The 18,068-nt window shown below is 60.3% G+C and carries 15 protein-coding genes; 10 read left to right on the top strand and 5 right to left on the bottom strand.

The genetic code is table 11. The features are described from left to right. The first annotated feature begins 185 nt into the window (after positions 1-185). Positions 186-416: a hypothetical protein gene (locus AC0ZWN_RS20050; RefSeq protein ID WP_093430724.1), complete on the top strand. Its 231-nt coding sequence runs from the start codon at positions 186-188 to the stop codon at positions 414-416. 85 nt (positions 417-501) lie between these two features. Beyond that, positions 502-1,395, top strand: coding sequence for a LysR family transcriptional regulator (locus tag AC0ZWN_RS20045; RefSeq protein WP_427119735.1), 894 nt, complete (start codon positions 502-504; stop codon positions 1,393-1,395). Here the strand turns inward: AC0ZWN_RS20045 and AC0ZWN_RS20040 are convergent. The 5 genes from AC0ZWN_RS20040 to AC0ZWN_RS20020 form a co-directional block, all read right to left on the bottom strand. Beyond that, positions 1,361-1,975 carry a GNAT family N-acetyltransferase gene (locus AC0ZWN_RS20040; RefSeq protein WP_320336603.1) on the bottom strand — a complete coding sequence of 205 codons (615 nt, stop codon included), beginning with the start codon at positions 1,973-1,975 and terminating at the stop codon, positions 1,361-1,363. The two genes, AC0ZWN_RS20045 and AC0ZWN_RS20040, sit on opposite strands and share 35 nt — an antisense overlap. A 14-nt stretch (positions 1,976-1,989) precedes the next feature. Beyond that, entirely contained in the window at positions 1,990-4,245 is a 2,256-nt protein-coding gene (locus AC0ZWN_RS20035) for an Orn/Lys/Arg family decarboxylase (RefSeq protein ID WP_476336241.1), read from the bottom strand. Between the two features lie 133 nt (positions 4,246-4,378). Then, complete coding sequence (gene dnaQ, locus AC0ZWN_RS20030) at positions 4,379-5,137, bottom strand: DNA polymerase III subunit epsilon (RefSeq protein WP_093430720.1); 759 nt, start codon at positions 5,135-5,137, stop codon at positions 4,379-4,381. A 117-nt stretch (positions 5,138-5,254) separates the two neighbouring features. Further along, positions 5,255-5,725, bottom strand: coding sequence for a ribonuclease HI (rnhA, locus tag AC0ZWN_RS20025; protein ID WP_007910572.1), 471 nt, complete (start codon positions 5,723-5,725; stop codon positions 5,255-5,257). A 91-nt stretch (positions 5,726-5,816) separates the two neighbouring features. After that, on the bottom strand, positions 5,817-6,575 hold the full coding sequence (locus tag AC0ZWN_RS20020) for a class I SAM-dependent methyltransferase (RefSeq protein ID WP_093430718.1): 759 nt from the start codon (positions 6,573-6,575) through the stop codon (positions 5,817-5,819). Between the two features lie 66 nt (positions 6,576-6,641). On the opposite strand from AC0ZWN_RS20020, the gene gloB reads away from it, so the two are divergent. From gloB to fabI, 8 genes are all read left to right on the top strand, one after another. Then, complete coding sequence (gloB, locus tag AC0ZWN_RS20015; protein ID WP_093431663.1) at positions 6,642-7,409, top strand: hydroxyacylglutathione hydrolase; 768 nt, start codon at positions 6,642-6,644, stop codon at positions 7,407-7,409. Positions 7,410-7,508: 99 nt separating this feature from the next. After that, positions 7,509-8,972, top strand: coding sequence for a transglycosylase SLT domain-containing protein (locus AC0ZWN_RS20010; protein WP_093430717.1), 1,464 nt, complete (start codon positions 7,509-7,511; stop codon positions 8,970-8,972). A gap of 516 nt (positions 8,973-9,488) precedes the next feature. Continuing rightward, positions 9,489-11,321, top strand: a complete 1,833-nt coding sequence (locus AC0ZWN_RS20005) for an extracellular solute-binding protein (protein WP_476336239.1) — start codon at positions 9,489-9,491, stop codon at positions 11,319-11,321. Then, positions 11,318-13,159 (top strand): extracellular solute-binding protein, encoded by a 1,842-nt coding sequence (locus AC0ZWN_RS20000; protein ID WP_476336238.1) that lies wholly within the window; start codon positions 11,318-11,320, stop codon positions 13,157-13,159. The genes AC0ZWN_RS20005 and AC0ZWN_RS20000 overlap by 4 nt, the downstream gene beginning before the upstream one ends. Before the next feature lie 4 nt (positions 13,160-13,163). Then, positions 13,164-14,237 carry a microcin C ABC transporter permease YejB gene (locus tag AC0ZWN_RS19995; RefSeq protein ID WP_007910584.1) on the top strand — a complete coding sequence of 358 codons (1,074 nt, stop codon included), beginning with the start codon at positions 13,164-13,166 and terminating at the stop codon, positions 14,235-14,237. Position 14,238: 1 nt separating this feature from the next. Then, entirely contained in the window at positions 14,239-15,258 is a 1,020-nt protein-coding gene (locus AC0ZWN_RS19990) for an ABC transporter permease (protein ID WP_476336237.1), read from the top strand. Position 15,259: 1 nt separating this feature from the next. Next, positions 15,260-16,870 (top strand): ABC transporter ATP-binding protein, encoded by a 1,611-nt coding sequence (locus AC0ZWN_RS19985; protein ID WP_095047910.1) that lies wholly within the window; start codon positions 15,260-15,262, stop codon positions 16,868-16,870. Positions 16,871-16,889: 19 nt separating this feature from the next. Continuing rightward, a complete protein-coding gene (gene fabI / locus AC0ZWN_RS19980; RefSeq protein ID WP_007910591.1) occupies positions 16,890-17,684 on the top strand; it encodes an enoyl-ACP reductase FabI in 795 nt (264 codons plus the stop codon). Positions 17,685-18,068 lie beyond the last annotated feature (384 nt).

Below are 18,068 nucleotides of genomic sequence, written 5' to 3'. Positions count from 1 at the left end.
GGAAGAACTCTCGATGGTCCGTGGGAGGAGCCACTAGTTATAGATGATCCGGTGACGATTCCACCAGCACACAATGGGAAATTCCCGCGCGCTGATTATTTTTTTCCTGTAGGAAAACTTACAGGCCTTGATGGCGGTCTACCAAGCCGCAAATCAAGCGTTTTATCTCCAGAGGTTCTAAGCAGATGGCAGCAGTACTGGTCGGTCAGTTCCATGCAAGAGATGCGGAAGGCCGCGTTTATTCCGTGCATGAGTTCCAGGAATCCAACCCGTCGGCAGACGGTTCCACTGGCTCGGAGCCGATTTACAAACTGGCCATTGGCGATCGCGTCAACAAGGTCAACGACAATGAGTTTCTCCTGGTTCAGTCAGGCATCACCCTGACCCGAGAGCCTGAGACCACCGTCGCTTCATAACTGGCCGTTATGAGCAGAAGTCATATGCGCAGAGTTGGGGTAGGATTCAGCCACTGACCCCACCTGCTGAACATGGACTTCACGCATGCGTTTACGTCATATCGAAGTGATTCAGGCGCTCTTGCAGACCGGTCACCTGGGCACCGCCGCCGAATGGTTGCAGTTGCCGGTGGCCGAGGTCGAAGAGCGTTTGCGCGAAGCCGAGAGTCAGTTGGGGTTCATGCTGTTTGCCAGCGTGCGCGGGCGCCTGCAATCGACGCCCGAGGCGCGGGCATTGCAGGTCGAAATCGCCCACGTTTATGAAGCGCTGGAGCCGGTGCAGCGTCTGGCCAGCAGCCTCAAGCAATACCTCGCCCCACCCTTGCGCATCATCGGCACCCCGCCGCTGGCGCAACAATTACTGCCACAAAGCCTTGCCGCCCTGCGCCGACGCCTGCCCGATGCACCGTGCAGCCTGCTCAGCGCGCCAACCCGCGATATCGTCCGCAGCCTGTTGTTACGTGAAAGCGATCTCGGCTTGAGCCTGCACGATCCCGAACACCCCGACATTGATTGCCGGCCATTGGCCCAGGGCAAGCTGCAACTGCTCGCCCCCCATGGCTGGCTGCAACCGAAACAGAAATACATTTCCCTGCAGGATCTCGCTGGCCAGGCCATGGTCGGCCTCGAAGGCCAGGACCCGCTGAGCCCGGCGCTGGAAAACAAACTCCAGGCGTTGCGCCCGGCACCGAGCATCCAGACCCGCGTACAAACCCATCAGATGATGCGCAGCATGGTCGAGGCCGGCGAAGGCCTGGCCATCGTCGATCCGTTCACCGCACTGGGCGCGCGTCCGGCAGGGCTGGATGTCTGCCCACTGTCGCCGGCCGTGCCGATCAGCCTCTATGCCCTGACGTTCAAGCACACCGCGCCGGCATCGGCGATTCAGACGTTACTGGCGATCATCACGGAACAAGCCGAGGCGATGCTGGCGAGCTGAGCGGGTTTTCCAGCGGGTTATCGAACAATCGATACCAGAACAGCGCCACTTCGGCGGTGTTCGGATCAATGCCGCGATAGCGCAACTGGTCCACGCCGCCAATCACGTAGCCGCAACGCTCATACAACCGACAAGCGCCGAGGTTGTTGTTCTGGGTTTCGAGCATGATCCCCGGCAGTTTTTTCTTGCGACTCCAGAACTGCGCGACATCGAGCAACGCCTTGGCCACGCCATGGCGCCGCGCCGGCGCATGCACCGCCAGCTCATCGATATGGGCGAAGCCGTTCCAGTTGGTACTGATCACCAGATGGCCGACCGGCTGATCATCCAGATATGCCATGAAAATCGCGCTGTCCGGCGCGTTATGAAAGGCGCTGAACTCTTCCGGATCGATGCCGTAGCACTTGCGATAGGGGACGATCGGCGTCACCCGCCATTGCTCGACAGGCTGGCCGATCACGGCAGCGCCATAGGCGGCGACCTCGAAACTGAAATCGCTGCCCCAGATATACGGCGCAAAGCCTTCATCGGCGACGCGCACCGACAGCCCTGGGTATTTCGGATTCATGACCGGTTGCATACTGGGAAAAGTCCTCATTCCTTGACGCAATCGACGGTGTATTGCCGCCCATTGCCTTCATCTTCGTGCTGCAATCCATGCACATCCGCGACAAAACCGGGGAAGCTGCTATCGAACGTGCGAGCAAATTTCAAGTAATCGATGATCGAGCGTGTCGACTCGGTAAAGCGTTCGCCGGGCATGATCAGCGGAATCCCCGGCGGATACGGCACCAGCATCACCGCGGCGATGCGTCCTTCCAGATCATCGATCGGCACAGCCTCGACTTCGCCGCGCACCAGATGATCGTAGGCGTGCGCCGGCTTCATGGCAATTTCCGGCAACACGGTGTACATGCGTTTGAGGTGTTTGGCCGTGGCATTGCTGCGGTAACAGGCGTGCAGTTGATCACACAAATCCCGCAGGCCCATGCCGCGATAACGCACGGTGTCTTGCTGGGCAACACACGGCAGGCAGGTGTCGAGGCGCACATTGGCGTCGTAGCTGCGTTTGAATTCCAGCAACTCGGTGAGCAGCGTGCTCCATTTGCCTTTGGTAATGCCCATGGAGAACAGCACCAGAAATGAATACAGACCGGTCTTCTCCACCACCAGCCCCCGCTCCCAGAGGAATTTACTGACCACCGCCGCCGGGATGCCCTTCTCGCTCAGCGCGCCGCCGGCGTTCAATCCCGGCATGACCAGCGTGACTTTGATCGGATCGAGCAACACGTAATCGTCGCTGACCTCCCCAAAACCATGCCACTCGGCATCCGGCTGCAATAACCAGTCTTCAGTCTGCACGCGGTCGATGCCCTCGACACCCGGCGGCTGCCAGATCGAAAACCACCAGTCATCAGCGGCGATGTGCTGCCGCAGATTGGCCAGCGCGCGACGGAAGCTCAGCGCTTCGTCAAAGGTTTCCTGCAACAGCGAACGCCCGGCCGGGCCTTCCATCATTGCCGAGGCAACGTCGAGCGAGGCGATGATGCTGTACTGCGGTGAAGTCGAGATGTGCATCATGAACGCTTCATTGAAACGGTCACGGTCCAGTTGCCGCGCACCGCCGTCCTGCACATGAATCATCGAGGCCTGACTGAAGGCAGCGAGCAGCTTGTGCGTGGAATGCGTGGTGAATACCAGCGGGCTGCCTTCGCTGCGCGAGGTGGCCATGCCGTAGCGCCCGGCGAAGAATTCGTGAAACGCCGCATAGGCGTACCAGGCCTCGTCGAAATGCAGCACCTCGACGCTGTTGCCGAGACTTTGCTTGATCAGCTCGGCGTTGTAACAGAGGCCGTCGTAAGTCGAATTGGTGACCACGGCGAGCTTGACTTTCGGCGCACGGCCCTTGGTCAGCGGGCTGGCGTCAATCTTGGCCTGAATCGACTCGCGGCTGAATTCGCTCAGCGGGATCGGGCCGATGATCCCCAGCTCATTACGCTCAGGGCACAGGTACAGCGGGATCGCCCCGGTCATGATGATCGCGTGCAACACCGACTTGTGGCAATTGCGGTCAACCAGCACCAGATCGTCGCGCGCGACCATCGAATGCCAGACAATCTTGTTGGCGGTCGAGGTGCCATTGATCACGAAAAAGGTGTGATCGGCGCCGAAATTGCGCGCTGCACGCGCTTCGGCTTCAGCGAGCGGCCCGGTGTGATCAAGCAGCGAACCAAGCTCTGGCACCGACACCGACAGGTCCGAACGCAGCGTGTTTTCACCGAAGAACTGGTGAAACGCCTGTCCGACCGGACTCTTGTGATACGCCACACCTCCGCCATGGCCGGGGGTGTGCCAGGAATAATTGGAGTCGGCGGTGTGCTGCACCAGCGCCTTGAAAAACGGCGGCAACAAGCCATCGAGGTACTTGCGCGCCGCGCGGGCCACTTGCCGGGCGAGGAACGGTACGGTGTCTTCGAACAGATAGAGAATGCCGCGCAGTTGATTGAGCTCGGCCATGGCATCGGCCGGCGCATTTTCCAGGGTGACTTGCTCGCCCAGGGCAAAGATCGGCAGATCCGGTGCACGCACCCGCGCCAGCCCGATCAATTCGGCCATGTTCTGTAAAAGATGCGAGTTCGTACTGGCGTCCTCGGCGGCAATCAGCATGCACGCCAGACCATGATGGGTCGACGCGACCAACCGCCCTTCGGCGTAGTCGGTGGCCGACACGATACTGAAACCTTCCTGCTCCAACTCTTGGGCGATGCCACGGATACGGTCACCGGCGACCGTGTCGGCCTTGATGTCGCGATGAACGATCAACACCGGAAACTTCAAATCTTTGTACATGAGGCTCAGTGTCCTGAGGCGGCCGAATTGAATCGGCCAATGCACTCAAGGGTAGAGGGTTGCAGCGAATGTGGCGAGGGTGGCCAGTTGGCTTCATGCCGCCAAAAGCAAAGATCGTCCGATCCGTTGATCTTCAAGCCTGAGCGTCAGCTTCCGCGATCTGCGTCCACATCGCCGGGCCACCCGCAGACTTGGCAATAATTTCCAGCCGCACCAGATGCGCCGCCAGTTCTTCTTCCGTCGCACGAATGATCCGCGCAGGCTGACGATCAGCCGGCAAGCGCCGAATTTCGGTCGCCGAGTTGTCCGCGCCCTCGCCCGTGCCATTGCCGTCTGAAGCGTTGCCGGCCAGCGACAGGCTGGTCTGGCCACCGGTCATGGTCAGGTAGACGTCGGCGAGAATCTCCGAGTCGAGCAAGGCGCCGTGCAGTTCACGGCCGGAGTTGTCGACGCCATAACGTTTGCACAACGCATCGAGGCTGTTGCGCTGCCCCGGGTGACGTTCCCGAGCCATCATCAGGGTGTCGAGGATTGAGCAGTGCTGGGTAATGTCAGCGCGATCGTGCTGACCCATCAGGGCGAATTCGTTGTTGATGAAGCCAACGTCGAACGCCGCGTTGTGGATGATCAGCTGCGCGCCTTTGATGAACTCGAAGAACTCATCGGCCACTTCGGCAAAGCGCGGCTTGCCGACGAGGAATTCGTTGGTGATGCCGTGGACGCCGATGGCGCCTTCATCACTCTCGCGATCCGGTTGCAGGTAAACGTGAAAATGCCGGCCCGTCAGGCGCCGCCCGATCAGTTCGACACAACCGATTTCAATGATCCGGTGACCATCGGTCACCGGCATGCCGGTGGTTTCGGTATCGAGTACAACGGATCTGGTGGCCATCAGTGTTCAGCTCTCAACGGGTAGATCTTGCAAAAAACGCGGATGTTAACACGCTCGGCGGGGTGTTTCAGTCAGACCGTGGCTCGCGAATGGCCGCACCACGGCTCAGAAGCGAAATCAGCTTTGCTTGTAGCCGCGCACTTCGTCAACGCCACGGTTAGCCAACTGGTCGGCCCGCTCGTTACCGTGATGGCCAATATGCCCACGCACCCATTTCCAGGTGACCTTGTGGCGGTTGACCTGTTCATCCAGCTCTTTCCACAGATCAGCATTCTTCACCGGCTCTTTCGCGGCGGTTTTCCAGCCACGTTTTTTCCAGTTGGCCATCCACTCGTTGATGCCCTTCATCACATATTGCGAGTCGGTCACCAACAGCACTTCACACGGACGCTTCAAGGCTTCGAGGCCCCGAATCGCGCCGAGCAGTTCCATGCGGTTGTTGGTGGTGTTGGCTTCGCCGCCCCACAGTTCCTTCTCGACGCCCTTGCACACCAGCAAGGCGCCCCAGCCGCCGGGGCCGGGGTTGCCTTTGCAGGCGCCGTCAGTGAACAGCTCTACGGTGTCGACGCTTTCAACGCTTTCGCTCATGCCAATCTATCCAGAAAAATGCCTGTCCTGCCGATCACGGATCGACAATGACCGAGGCCGGGACACACCCGGCCACAAATAAAAGAAAGTTTTACGGTTCGATGCGGCGGCGGTTGACCTTGGCCATCGGCAGCGGAATCAGCTTGCCCATCGGCTCGCGCCGTTCCTGACGCAACGGTCGCAGTCCGACCACAATCTTGCGCGCGACCAGTAAATAGAAGCCGCCACCCGACAATTGCCAGTCACCGGCCTTGCGTTCCCAGCCGGCCAGACGGGCCTGCCACTTGGGTGACGCGAGCGGCGGACGATAGCACCCGAAGCGGCGTTTCTCCAGCGCGAAGCCCAGCAGATTGAGCCAGTCGGCGACCCGCGACGGCGAGATGCAGCGCGCCTGGCGCAAGGCGTCGTGGGCGAACACATGGCGCAGGCCCCAGGTGCTCCAGGGGTTGATGCCGATGATCAGCAAATGCCCACCGGGACGCACGCTGCTCGCTGCTTCACGCAGCAAACCGTGGGGCGACAGGCAGAAATCCAGACCGTGCTGCATCACCACCACATCGGCGGCATGCTCGCTCAGCGGCCAGGCCTGCTCCTCGCAGACGATCTCGACCCCGGGCAACGGCGCACCGAGGCGCACATTGCGCTGCACTTGCGGTGCCGACGGCGGGGTTTCGGCCGATGGCCCGTAGTGCACCAGATAACCGCCAAAGAAACGGCCCAACTCGTCTTCGAGCATGCGCCGCTCTTCATCGAGCAGAAATTGCCCGAGCGGGCCGGACAGCCATTCACGGGCTGCACCGATCAGGGCCAGCCAGTCAGGATCAGCCTGTGCGAACGCTTTATCACTCATCGCATTCTCCAAAGCGCCAGGAACTACTAAGATGCGCCAATGTTTTCCGCTTGGCGAATTCCGACGATGATACAGATCAGTGCCCTGCCCGCGTTCACCGACAACTACATCTGGTTGTTACAGGATCACCGCACCCAGCGCTGCGCCGTGGTCGACCCGGGCGATGCCGCGCCGGTTCAGGCGTGGCTTGCAGCGCATCCGGGCTGGGTGTTGAGCGATATCCTGATCACCCACCACCATCATGATCACGTCGGCGGCGTCGAACGCCTGAAAGCGCTGAGCGGCGCAAAAGTCTACGGCCCGGCCAGCGAAAGCATCCCGGGGCGCGACGTGGCGCTCGAGGACAACGACACGGTCAGCGTGCTCGGCTGGGACTTCGACGTCTATGCGGTGCCCGGTCACACCTTGGGGCACATTGCCTATTACCACCACGGCCTGCTGTTTTGCGGCGACACCCTGTTCGCCGCCGGTTGCGGTCGCCTGTTCGAGGGCACGCCGGAGCAAATGCACCACTCGCTCAGCCGCCTCGCTGCTCTACCGGAAGATACCCTGGTCTACTGCACCCATGAATACACCCTGAGCAATCTGAAGTTTGCCGCCGCCGTCGAGCCGGGCAATCCGGACATCGCCGCCCGTCTGGAAAAAGTCACTCAGCAGCGGCAAAACGGCGTCATGACCCTACCTTCGACCCTGGCACTGGAAAAGCTCACAAATCCGTTCTTGCGTACCTCTGAAACATTAGTTACACAAAAAGTGGACGAACGGGCAGGCGCTCAAAACCGGGCGCCGAGTGAGGTATTTGCGGCTCTGCGGGCTTGGAAAGATAAGTTCTAAGCCCCCCACTACTTGGTACAAAAATTCTGAATGGTTGACCGCAGGGGGTGCGCTTTCTAGAATCGCCCGACATTTTTGCCCGGAACTTACTTCCAGCCAATGTCGTCATCCATACGTAAGTCCGTCAATTCAGACGCATTGACCCGCCTGGCGCAAGCTATCGCGGTGGCTGTGTCCGCCACGCTGGCGGGCTGTTCCAGCCATGCTCCGCAGACTGAAGCGACCCATACGCCGAACATTGCTGCGCGAGCCAAGCAGAAGCCGATCTGGCTGTCCGAAAAGCCCAGCCCACAGGTTCCCCAGGACATCTGGGAACGCATGCGCCAGGGCTTTCAGCTGCAGGAAGGTCTCGGCGTCAACCCGCGCATCGAGCAACAGCGCCTGTGGTTCGCCAGCAACCCCTCCTTCCTCGAGAACGCCGGCGAACGCGGCAGTCTCTATATTCACTACATCGTCGAACGCCTCGAAGAACGCAACATGCCGCTGGAACTGGCCCTGCTGCCAGTGATTGAAAGCGCCTACAACCCGATGGCCTATTCCCGGGCCGATGCAGTCGGGTTGTGGCAATTCATTCCGTCCACCGGGCGTTACTTCAACCTGCGTCAGACGCGCTTCTATGATGGTCGTCGCGACATCACTGCCTCGACCACCGCTGCGATGGATTACCTGACCCGTCTGCACGACATGTTCAACGGCGACTGGCTACTGGCACTGGCGGCGTACAACGCCGGCGAAGGCACGGTCAGCCGCGCCATCGAACGTAACGAAAAGCTCGGCCTGCCCACCGACTACTGGAACCTGCCGTTGCCGGCGGAAACCCAGGCCTACGTGCCGAAGCTGCTGGCGCTGTCGCAAGTGGTGCTGGCGCCGGAAGCCTACGGCGTGAACCTCAACCCGATCGCCAACGAACCGTACTTCCAGGTCGTCGAAATCAACCAGCGCATGGACCTGTCCAAGGTCGCTGCGGTGGCCAACATCGACGAAGACGAACTGTTTCAGCTCAACCCGGCCTTCAAGCAACGCACCACCATCGACGGCCCTCAGCATTTGCTGGTGCCGACGTCGAAGGCGCAATTGCTGACCGCCAGTTTGCAGACCATGCGTCCGGAAGAGTTGATCAGCCCGCGTTCGCTGAAACCGGTGTTCGAGGGTGCCGATCCGTCGGAAGTGGCGCAGCTCAAGCGTGCCTATCGGGTGAAGCGTGGCGACAACCTCGGTTCCATCGCCAAGGCCAACAAGGTCGAAGTCAAAGACCTGCAGCGCTGGAACAAGCTGACCGGCAAGAACCTCAAGGTTGGTCAGACCCTGGTGATGCAAGACACCACCAAGCGCGCGCCGGCACGCAAATCCGGCCGGGTCAACACGGTGATTGCGGCCAACAGCAAGAGCAAAGGCAAGGACGACAGCGCGCAGCAAACCCAGTACAAGGTCAAACGCGGCGACACGCTGTACGTCGTGGCCAAGCGCTTCAACGTTGAGATGCAGCATCTCAAGCGCTGGAATCCGGGTGCGGGTAAAGCACTGAAGCCGGGGCAGATGCTCACGGTTTATCAGCCGCACTGACAGAAGAGCCCCTGAGATTTCAGGGGCTTTTTTTGGTCCGGACTTTGTGGCGTGCTTCAGAACGATCCCCCTCACCCCAGCCCTCTCCCCCACGGGGGCGAGGGGGAAAGGGAGCCGATCTCCGTGTTGTTCAACATCCGAGTTCGGCTCGGTATCGCACGTCGGCGCAGCTCTCGCAAACACCACAGTCAGTCCCCTCTCCCTCCGGGAGAGGGTTAGGGTGAGGGGCTTTTGAGAACTTGAGTTCGACTCGGTGCAGCACGTCGATGCAATTCGCCCAGACACCACAGTCAGTCCCCTCTCCCTCCGGGAGAGGGTTAGGGTGAGGGGCTTTTGAAAACTTGAGTTCGACTCGGTGCAGCACGTCGATGCAATTCGCCCAGACACCACGATCAGTCCCCTCTCCCCCCGGGAGAGGGTTAGGGTGAGGGGCTCTTTAACCCGCATCTTTTTCCTGTCCAGACAAGCTGTTACTGTACGGCCCACTAAGCCCAAGCCGCCTGGATCGGATCTGACTTGAAGCGTCCCCTCCTCCTGCTCCTGATCAGCCTGGCCTTGAGCTCAACCGCAAGCGCGACGATTACCGAAAGTCACGGTTATGCGCAGTTCGGCACGCTCAAGTACCCGGCCAGATTTACCCACTTCGACTGGGTCAACCCGCAAGCGCCCAAGGGCGGTACGTTGCGGGTAATGGCGTTCGGCACCTTCGATACGGTCAATCCGTACACGTTCAAAGGCACCAGCCCGGTCACCACCGCGAATTTCCTCCAGTACGGCATCAATGAGCTGAATGAGCCGCTAATGGTCGGCACCGGCCAGTATTCGCCGTCCGGTGACGAGCCGGCGTCGAGCTATGGTTTGATCGCGCAATCGGTGGAGTACAGCGAAGATCGCAGCTGGGTCGTCTTCAACCTGCGTCCCGAGGCGCGTTTCCACGACGGCACGCCGATCACCGCCTATGACGTGGCCTTCTCCTATCGAACGCTGCTCAAGGACGGCCATCCGCTGTACCGTACCGCGTTGCAGGAAGTGCTGCGGGTCGACATTCTCAACAAGCAGCGCATTCGCTTCGTGCTCAAGCGCTCGGGCAATCCGCTGCTGATCCTGCGCCTCGGCGAGTTGCCGGTCCTGCCGCAGCATTACTGGAAAGACCGCGACTTCAAGGCCACCACCTTCGAACCACCGTTGGGCAGCGGCCCCTATCGCATCACTTCGGTGACACCGGGTCGGCAGTTGATCTTCGAGCGGGTCAAGGATTACTGGGGCAAGGACTTGCCGGTCAATCGCGGCAAGTACAACTTCGATCGCATGGAAGTCGAGTTCTACCGCGACAGCGACGTGGCCTTCGAAGCGTTCAAGGCTGGCGAGTTCGACATCTACATCGAGCATCAGGCGAAGAACTGGGCCAACGGCTACAACTTCCCGGCCATACGCCGTGGCGATGTGATCAAGGCACAGATCCCGCATCAGATCCCGACCCAGAGTCAGGGCCTGTTCATGAACACCCGCCGTGCGACGTTCTCGGACGTTAAGACCCGTGAAGCGCTGGGCCTGATGTTCGACTTCGAGTGGACCAACCGCGCGCTGTTCAGCGACGCCTACAAACGCACCACCAGTTACTACCCCAACAGTGAGTTCACCACCTCCGGCCTGCCGGTCGGGCATGAATGGCTGATGCTCAAGCCGTACAAGGAACAACTGCCGGCCAGGCTGTTCACCGAGCCGTTCAGCCTGCCAAAAACCGACGGACGCGGCATTCCCCGGGAAACCATGCGCAAGGCATTGGCATTGCTCGCCGAAGCCGGCTGGAAGCTCAACGGTCAGCGCCTGCAAAACGCTGACGGCCAACCGCTGCGGTTCGAGCTGCTGCTGGTCAATCCGAACCTGGAGCGCCTCTACCAGCCCTATATCGAGAACCTCAACAGCATCGGCATCGACGCGCGCCTGCGCACCGTGGATCGGGCGCAGTACAAACAGCGCCTCGATCAATTTGATTTCGACATGATCTCGATGACGCTCAACCAGACCCTCAGTCCGGGCCTGGAGCAGTGGCAGTACTTCCACTCCAGTCAGGTCGGGGTCAAGGGCAGCAAGAATTACGCAGGCATTGCCAACCCGGTAGTGGATCACCTGCTCGAACAATTGCTCGCCGCGCGCACCCGCGACGAGCAGGTCGCCGCCGGCAAGGCGCTCGACCGCGTGCTGCTCTGGCAGCACTACAGCATTCCCAATTGGTACCTCAATTATCACCGTCTGGCCTACCGCAACCGGTTGGCCTTCGTCACCACGCCGCCCTACACCCTGGGCCTGAGCGCATGGTGGCTGAAGTCTTCGGAGAAAGATCAATGAAACCGATCCGCGCCCTGCTCGTCCAGGCCAGCGGTTTGCTGTTCGCCGGGCTGGCTTTTGCCGCTCCGCAACACGCCGTGACCCTGTACAACGAGCCGCCGAAATACCCGGCCGATTTCAAGCATTTCGATTATGTGAACCCCGATGCGCCCAAGGGCGGCATCTTCCGTCAGGCCGGTTTCGGCGGCTTTGACAGCCTCAACCCGTTTATCAGCAAAGGCGTGCCGGCCGACGATGTCGGGCAGATCTACGACACCTTGACCAAACACAGCCTCGACGAACCGTTCACCGAATACGGCTTGATCGCCCGGCAGATCGAAAGAGCCCCGGACAACAGCTGGGTGCGTTTCTACCTGCGCCCGGAAGCGCGCTTCCACGACGGCCACCCGGTACGCGCCGAGGACGTGGTGTTCAGCTTCAACACGCTGACCAAGGAAGGCTCACCGCTGTTTCGCGGCTACTACAGCGACGTTTCCGAAGTGATCGCCGAAGATCCGCTGAAAGTGCTCTTCAAGTTCAAGCACACCAATAACCGTGAACTACCGCTGATCCTCGGCCAGTTACCGGTGCTGCCCAAGCACTGGTGGGCCGATCGCGACTTCACCAAGGGCAACCTGGAAATTCCGCTGGGCAGCGGCCCTTACAAGGTTGCCGAAGTGAAGGCCGGACGTTCAGTGCGTTACGAGCGGGTCAAGGATTACTGGGGCAAGGACCTGCCAGTCAACCGTGGCTTCTACAACTTCGACACGATGACCACCGATTACTACCGCGACAACACCGTCGCCCTCGAAGCGCTGAAGGCTGGACAATTCGATTACTGGCTGGAAATGACCGCAAAGAACTGGGCCAACGCCTACAACATCCCGGCGGTTACCGAAGGCCGTTTGATCAAGGAACAGATCGCCAACAGCAACCCGACCGGCATGCAGGGCTTCGTCTTCAACCTGCGTCGCCCGGTGTTTCAGGATGTGCGGGTGCGTCAGGCACTCGGTCTGCTGTTCGATTTCGAGTGGACCAACAAACAACTGTTCAACAGCGCCTACTTCCGCACCCGCAGCTATTTCGAAAACTCGGAAATGGCCGCCACCGGCCTGCCCGACGCCGATCAACGGGCGATCCTTGAGCCGTTCCGCAGCAAACTGCCGGCGCAGGTGTTCAGCGAAGCGTTCGAGAATCCGAAGACCGATGCCAGCGGCATGATCCGCGCACAGCAGCGCGAGGCCTATCAACTGCTGCAGGAGGCCGGCTGGAAGATCGTCGACGACAAAATGGTCGACGCCACGGGCAAACCGGTGGTGATCGAGTTCCTGCTCGCGCAGACCGAATTCGAACGCGTACTGCTGCCATTCAAGCGCAACCTCAGCGACCTTGGCATCGATCTGGTAATCCGCCGCGTCGACGTTTCGCAGTACATCAACCGCGTGCGTTCGCGGGACTTCGACATGATGGTCGGCAGCTTCCCGCAGTCCAACTCACCGGGTAACGAACAGCGCGAATTCTGGATGAGCGCCGCTGCCGACAAACCGAGCAGCCGCAACACCATTGGCCTGAAGGATCCGATTGTCGATCAACTGGTCGAAAACCTGATCAACGCCGACTCACGCAAAAGCCTGGTGGCCCACGCCCGCGCACTGGATCGCGTGCTGCAATGGGGTTACTACGTGGTGCCGAACTGGCACATCAAGACCTGGCGCGTGGCGTACTGGAACCACATCGGTCACCCGAAAGTCTCGCCCAAGTACGACATCGGGATTAACACCTGGTGGGTCAAGCCCGACGCAAAACCGGCAGTAGAAGTCGAAACCAAACTGCAAGCCGACCCTGTGGGCACGGAGTAATCAGATGCTGGCGTATATTTTTCGGCGACTGCTGCTGATCATCCCGACCCTGTTCGGCATTCTGCTGATCAACTTCGTGATCATCCAGGCCGCGCCCGGTGGCCCGGTGGAACAGATGATCGCCAAGCTCGAAGGCTTCGAAGGCGCCACCAGCCGCATTGCCGGCGGCGGTGCCGAGGTGTCGGTGGCCGGTTCCTCCTATCGCGGCGCGCAGGGTCTGGACCCGGCGCTGATCAAGGAAATCGAGCACATGTACGGGTTCGACAAATCGGCCCCGGAACGTCTGTGGATCATGGTCAAGAACTACGCGCAGCTGGATTTCGGCGACAGTTTCTTCCGCGACGCCAAGGTCATCGACCTGATCAAGGAAAAGATGCCGGTGTCGATCTCGCTCGGACTGTGGAGCACGCTGATCATGTACCTGGTGTCGATCCCGCTGGGGATCGCCAAAGCAACCCGGCACGGCAGCCATTTCGACGTCTGGACCAGTTCGGCGATCATCGTCGGCTATGCGATCCCGGCGTTTCTCTTTGCGATCCTGCTGATCGTGGTGTTTGCCGGCGGCAGTTATCTCGACTGGTTCCCGCTAAGGGGCCTGACCTCAAACAACTTCGATGAACTGAGCTTCGGCGGCAAGATCCTCGATTACTTCTGGCACCTGGCGCTGCCGGTGACCGCACTGGTGATCGGTAACTTCGCAACCATGACCCTGCTGACCAAAAACAGCTTTCTCGACGAAATCAACAAGCAATACGTGGTCACCGCCAAGGCCAAAGGCCTGACCCGCCATCGCGTGTTGTACGGCCATGTGTTCCGCAACGCCATGCTGCTGGTGATTGCCGGATTCCCGTCGGCGTTCATCGGCATCTTCTTCACAGGATCCTTGCTGGTGGAAGTGATCTTCTCCCTCGACGGCCTCGGCCTGATGAGCTTCGAAGCGGCGATCAACCGCGATTACCCGGTGGTGTTCGGGACCCTGTTCATCTTCACCCTGCTGGGGTTGGTGGTGAAACTGATCGGCGACCTCACCTACACCCTGGTCGATCCGCGCATCGACTTCGAAAGCCGGGAGCATTGAGATGAACCTGTCCCCTCTCAACCGCCGCCGCTTCGAACTGTTCAAGGCCAACAAGCGTGGCTGGTGGTCGCTGTGGCTGTTTCTGGTGCTGTTCGGCCTGAGCCTGGGCGCCGAGCTGATCGCCAACGACAAGCCGCTGGTGGTGCATTACGACAACAACTGGTACTTCCCGGCGATCAAGCGCTACCCGGAAACCACCTTCGGCGGCGAATTCCCGCTGGAAGCCAACTACAAGAGCCCGTACATCCGCGAACTGCTCAAGGCCAAGGATGCCTGGGTGCTTTGGGCGCCGATTCCCTACAGCTACCAGAGCATCAACTACGACCTGAAAGCCCCGGCCCCGGCGCCACCGTCGGCGGACAACCTGCTGGGTACTGACGATCAGGGTCGCGACGTGCTGGCGCGGGTGATCTACGGTTTCCGCATTTCGGTGCTGTTCGCGCTGACGTTGACCGTGCTGAGTTCGATCATCGGCGTGATTGCCGGTGCTTTGCAGGGTTTCTATGGCGGCTGGGTCGATCTGGCCGGGCAGCGATTTCTGGAAATCTGGTCAGGGCTGCCGGTGCTGTACTTGCTGATCATTCTCGCCAGTTTCGTCCAGCCGAATTTCTGGTGGCTGCTGGGGATCATGCTGCTGTTCTCGTGGATGAGCCTGGTCGACGTGGTGCGCGCCGAGTTCCTCCGTGGCCGCAACCTCGAATACGTGCGCGCAGCAAGAGCGCTGGGCATGCAGAACGGCGCGATCATGTTCCGCCACATCCTGCCCAACGCGATGGTTTCGACCATGACCTTCATGCCGTTCATCCTCACCGGCGCCATCGGCACCCTCACCGCTTTGGACTTCCTCGGTTTCGGCTTGCCGGCCGGCAGTCCGTCGCTGGGTGAACTGGTCGCCCAGGGCAAATCCAACCTGCAAGCGCCGTGGCTGGGCATGAGTGCCTTTGCCGTGCTGGCGTTGATGTTGAGTTTGCTGGTGTTTATCGGCGAGTCCGCTCGCGATGCCTTCGACCCGAGGAAGTGAAATGAATCAGGACAATCTGATCGAAGTGCGCGACCTCGCCGTCGAATTCGGTTTCGGCGAGCGTGTGCACCGGGTCGTCGAAGGCGTGAGTTTCGACATCAAACGCGGCGAAACCCTGGCGCTGGTCGGCGAATCCGGCTCGGGCAAATCGGTGACCGCACACTCGATCCTGCGCCTGCTGCCCTACCCGATGGCCCGCCATCCGGCCGGCAGCATCAATTACGCCGGGCAAAACCTGCTGGGGCTCAGTGAGAAAACCATCCGCCACATTCGTGGCAACCGCATCGCGATGATCTTTCAGGAGCCGATGACTTCGCTGAATCCGCTGCACTCGATCGAGAAGCAGATCAACGAAGTCCTCGGCATCCACAAGGGCCTGACCGGCAAAGTCGCGACCAAGCGTACGCTGGAGCTGCTGGACATGGTCGGCATCCCCGAGCCGCACAAGCGTCTCAAGGCCCTGCCCCACGAGTTGTCCGGTGGCCAGCGCCAGCGTGTGATGATCGCCATGGCCCTGGCCAACGAGCCGGAATTGCTGATTGCCGACGAACCGACCACGGCGCTGGATGTGACCGTTCAGCTGAAAATCCTCGATTTGCTCAAGGAATTACAGGCCAGATTGGGCATGTCGTTGTTACTGATCAGTCACGATTTGAACCTGGTGCGAAGAATTGCGCATCGCGTATGTGTCATGCAGCGCGGTTGCATCGTCGAACAGGCATCGTGCGCAGAGCTGTTCCGTTCGCCGCAGCATCCGTACACTCGGGAATTGCTCGGCGCGGAACCCAGCGGAGGCCCGGCGAGCAATAAAATCGGCGCGCCGCTGCTTGAGGTCGAGGACCTGAAAGTCTGGTTCCCGATCAAGAAAGGCCTGCTCAAGCGCACGGTGGATCACGTCAAGGCAGTGGATGGCATCAATTTCAGCCTGCCCCAGGGTCAGACCCTGGGGATTGTCGGCGAAAGCGGTTCCGGCAAATCCACACTGGGTCTGGCGATTTTGCGGCTGATTGGCAGCAAAGGCGCGATCCGCTTTGAAGGCAAGCAGCTAGACTGCCTGACGCAGAACGAGGTTCGCCCGTTGCGGCGGGAGATGCAGGTGGTGTTTCAGGACCCGTTTGGCAGCCTGAGCCCGCGCATGTGTGTCAGCGACATCGTTGGCGAAGGCCTGCGGATTCACAAGATGGGCACCGCCGAGGAACAAGAGGCGGCGATTATTGCGGCATTGAAGGAGGTAGGTCTGGATCCGGAAACCCGGCACCGCTACCCCCACGAATTTTCCGGTGGGCAACGGCAGCGAATCGCCATTGCCCGGGCCTTGGTGCTGAAACCGGCGCTGATCCTGCTGGACGAGCCGACGTCGGCGCTCGACCGGACGGTGCAGCGGCAAGTGGTGGAGCTGTTGCGTTCACTGCAAGCCAAGTACAACCTGACGTATTTGTTTATCAGCCATGATTTGGCTGTCGTCAAAGCGCTGAGCCACCAGCTGATGGTGGTCAAGCATGGCCAAGTGGTCGAACAGGGAGACGCGCAAAGTATTTTTGCCGCCCCCCAACATCCGTATACACAGCAGTTGCTGGAAGCCGCTTTTTTGGCACCAGCCACTGCGCAATAACCTGAAAGAGGAGCAACACATGGGTTTTCTCGCCGGTAAGCGCGTACTGATCGTCGGTGTCGCCAGCAAGCTGTCCATCGCATCCGGCATCGCTGCCGCCATGCATCGCGAGGGCGCTGAGCTTGCCTTCACTTATCAGAACGACAAACTGAAAGGTCGTGTTGAAGAATTCGCCCAAGGCTGGGGTTCGAGCCCTGAGCTGTGCTTCCCGTGCGACGTGGCCAGCGATGAAGAAATCGCCAAGGTCTTCGAAGCACTGAGCAAGAAGTGGGACGGCCTGGACTGCATCGTCCACTCCGTTGGCTTCGCCCCGGGCGACCAACTGGACGGCGACTTCACCGAAGCCACCACCCGTGACGGTTTCCGCATCGCGCACGACATCAGCGCCTACAGCTTCGTGGCCCTGGCCAAAGCCGGCCGCGAAATGATGAAAGGCCGCAACGGCAGCCTGCTGACCCTGTCGTACCTGGGCGCTGAGCGCACCATGCCGAACTACAACGTAATGGGCATGGCCAAGGCTTCGCTGGAAGCTGGCGTACGTTACCTGGCCGGCTCCCTGGGCCCGGACGGCACCCGCGTCAACTGCGTATCGGCTGGCCCGATCCGTACCCTGGCAGCCTCGGGCATCAAGAACTTCCGCAAGATGCTGGCCGCCAACGAAGCGCAAACCCCGCTGCGTCGCAACGTCACCATCGACGAAGTCGGCAACGCCGGCGCCTTCCTGTGCTCCGACCTGGCGTCGGGCATCAGCGGCGAAATCATGTACGTCGACGGCGGCTTCAACACCACCGCCATGGGCAACATCGAAGAGTGATCTTCGCCTAGCCAATAAAAAAACCCGCCGATCTGGCGGGTTTTTTTATGCCTGCAACACTGCCCCCTGTGGGAGTGAGCTTGCTCGCGAAGGCGTCCATTCAGTCAACTGATCATGGCCTGATCCAGCGCCTTCGCGAGCAGGCTCGCTCCCCACATGGATTTGTGGTGAACCGGGATGTTTTGAACACCGAAGGACCCGTGGGAGTGAGCTTGCTCACGAAGAGGCCAGCACGTTCAACGGAGATGTTGCCTGACACTCCGCCTTCGCGAGCAAGCTCGCTCCCACATGGATTTGTGGTGAACCGGGATGTTTTGAACACCGAAGGACCTGTGGGAGTGAGCTTGCTCACGAAGAGGCCAGCACGTTCAACGGAGATGTTGC

The organism is Pseudomonas sp. 3B-A001-10F (genome assembly GCF_056313565.1).
The sequence above is the reverse complement of the archived record's forward strand: the minus strand, read 5'-3'. Positions and strand labels throughout refer to the sequence as shown.

Bases quoted from the DNA above. Each gene is read 5' to 3' on its own strand.
- AC0ZWN_RS20050 (WP_093430724.1), top strand. From the start codon at position 186: ATGGCAGCAGTACTGGTCGGTCAGTTCCATGCAAGAGATGCGGAAGGC.
- AC0ZWN_RS20045 (WP_427119735.1), top strand. From the start codon at position 502: ATGCGTTTACGTCATATCGAAGTGATTCAGGCGCTCTTGCAGACCGGT.
- AC0ZWN_RS20040 (WP_320336603.1), bottom strand. From the start codon at position 1,975: ATGCAACCGGTCATGAATCCGAAATACCCAGGGCTGTCGGTGCGCGTC.
- AC0ZWN_RS20035 (WP_476336241.1), bottom strand. From the start codon at position 4,245: ATGTACAAAGATTTGAAGTTTCCGGTGTTGATCGTTCATCGCGACATC.
- dnaQ (WP_093430720.1), bottom strand. From the start codon at position 5,137: ATGGCCACCAGATCCGTTGTACTCGATACCGAAACCACCGGCATGCCG.
- rnhA (WP_007910572.1), bottom strand. From the start codon at position 5,725: ATGAGCGAAAGCGTTGAAAGCGTCGACACCGTAGAGCTGTTCACTGAC.
- AC0ZWN_RS20020 (WP_093430718.1), bottom strand. From the start codon at position 6,575: ATGAGTGATAAAGCGTTCGCACAGGCTGATCCTGACTGGCTGGCCCTG.
- gloB (WP_093431663.1), top strand. From the start codon at position 6,642: ATGATACAGATCAGTGCCCTGCCCGCGTTCACCGACAACTACATCTGG.
- AC0ZWN_RS20010 (WP_093430717.1), top strand. From the start codon at position 7,509: ATGTCGTCATCCATACGTAAGTCCGTCAATTCAGACGCATTGACCCGC.
- AC0ZWN_RS20000 (WP_476336238.1), top strand. From the start codon at position 11,318: ATGAAACCGATCCGCGCCCTGCTCGTCCAGGCCAGCGGTTTGCTGTTC.
- AC0ZWN_RS19995 (WP_007910584.1), top strand. From the start codon at position 13,164: ATGCTGGCGTATATTTTTCGGCGACTGCTGCTGATCATCCCGACCCTG.
- AC0ZWN_RS19990 (WP_476336237.1), top strand. From the start codon at position 14,239: ATGAACCTGTCCCCTCTCAACCGCCGCCGCTTCGAACTGTTCAAGGCC.
- AC0ZWN_RS19985 (WP_095047910.1), top strand. From the start codon at position 15,260: ATGAATCAGGACAATCTGATCGAAGTGCGCGACCTCGCCGTCGAATTC.
- fabI (WP_007910591.1), top strand. From the start codon at position 16,890: ATGGGTTTTCTCGCCGGTAAGCGCGTACTGATCGTCGGTGTCGCCAGC.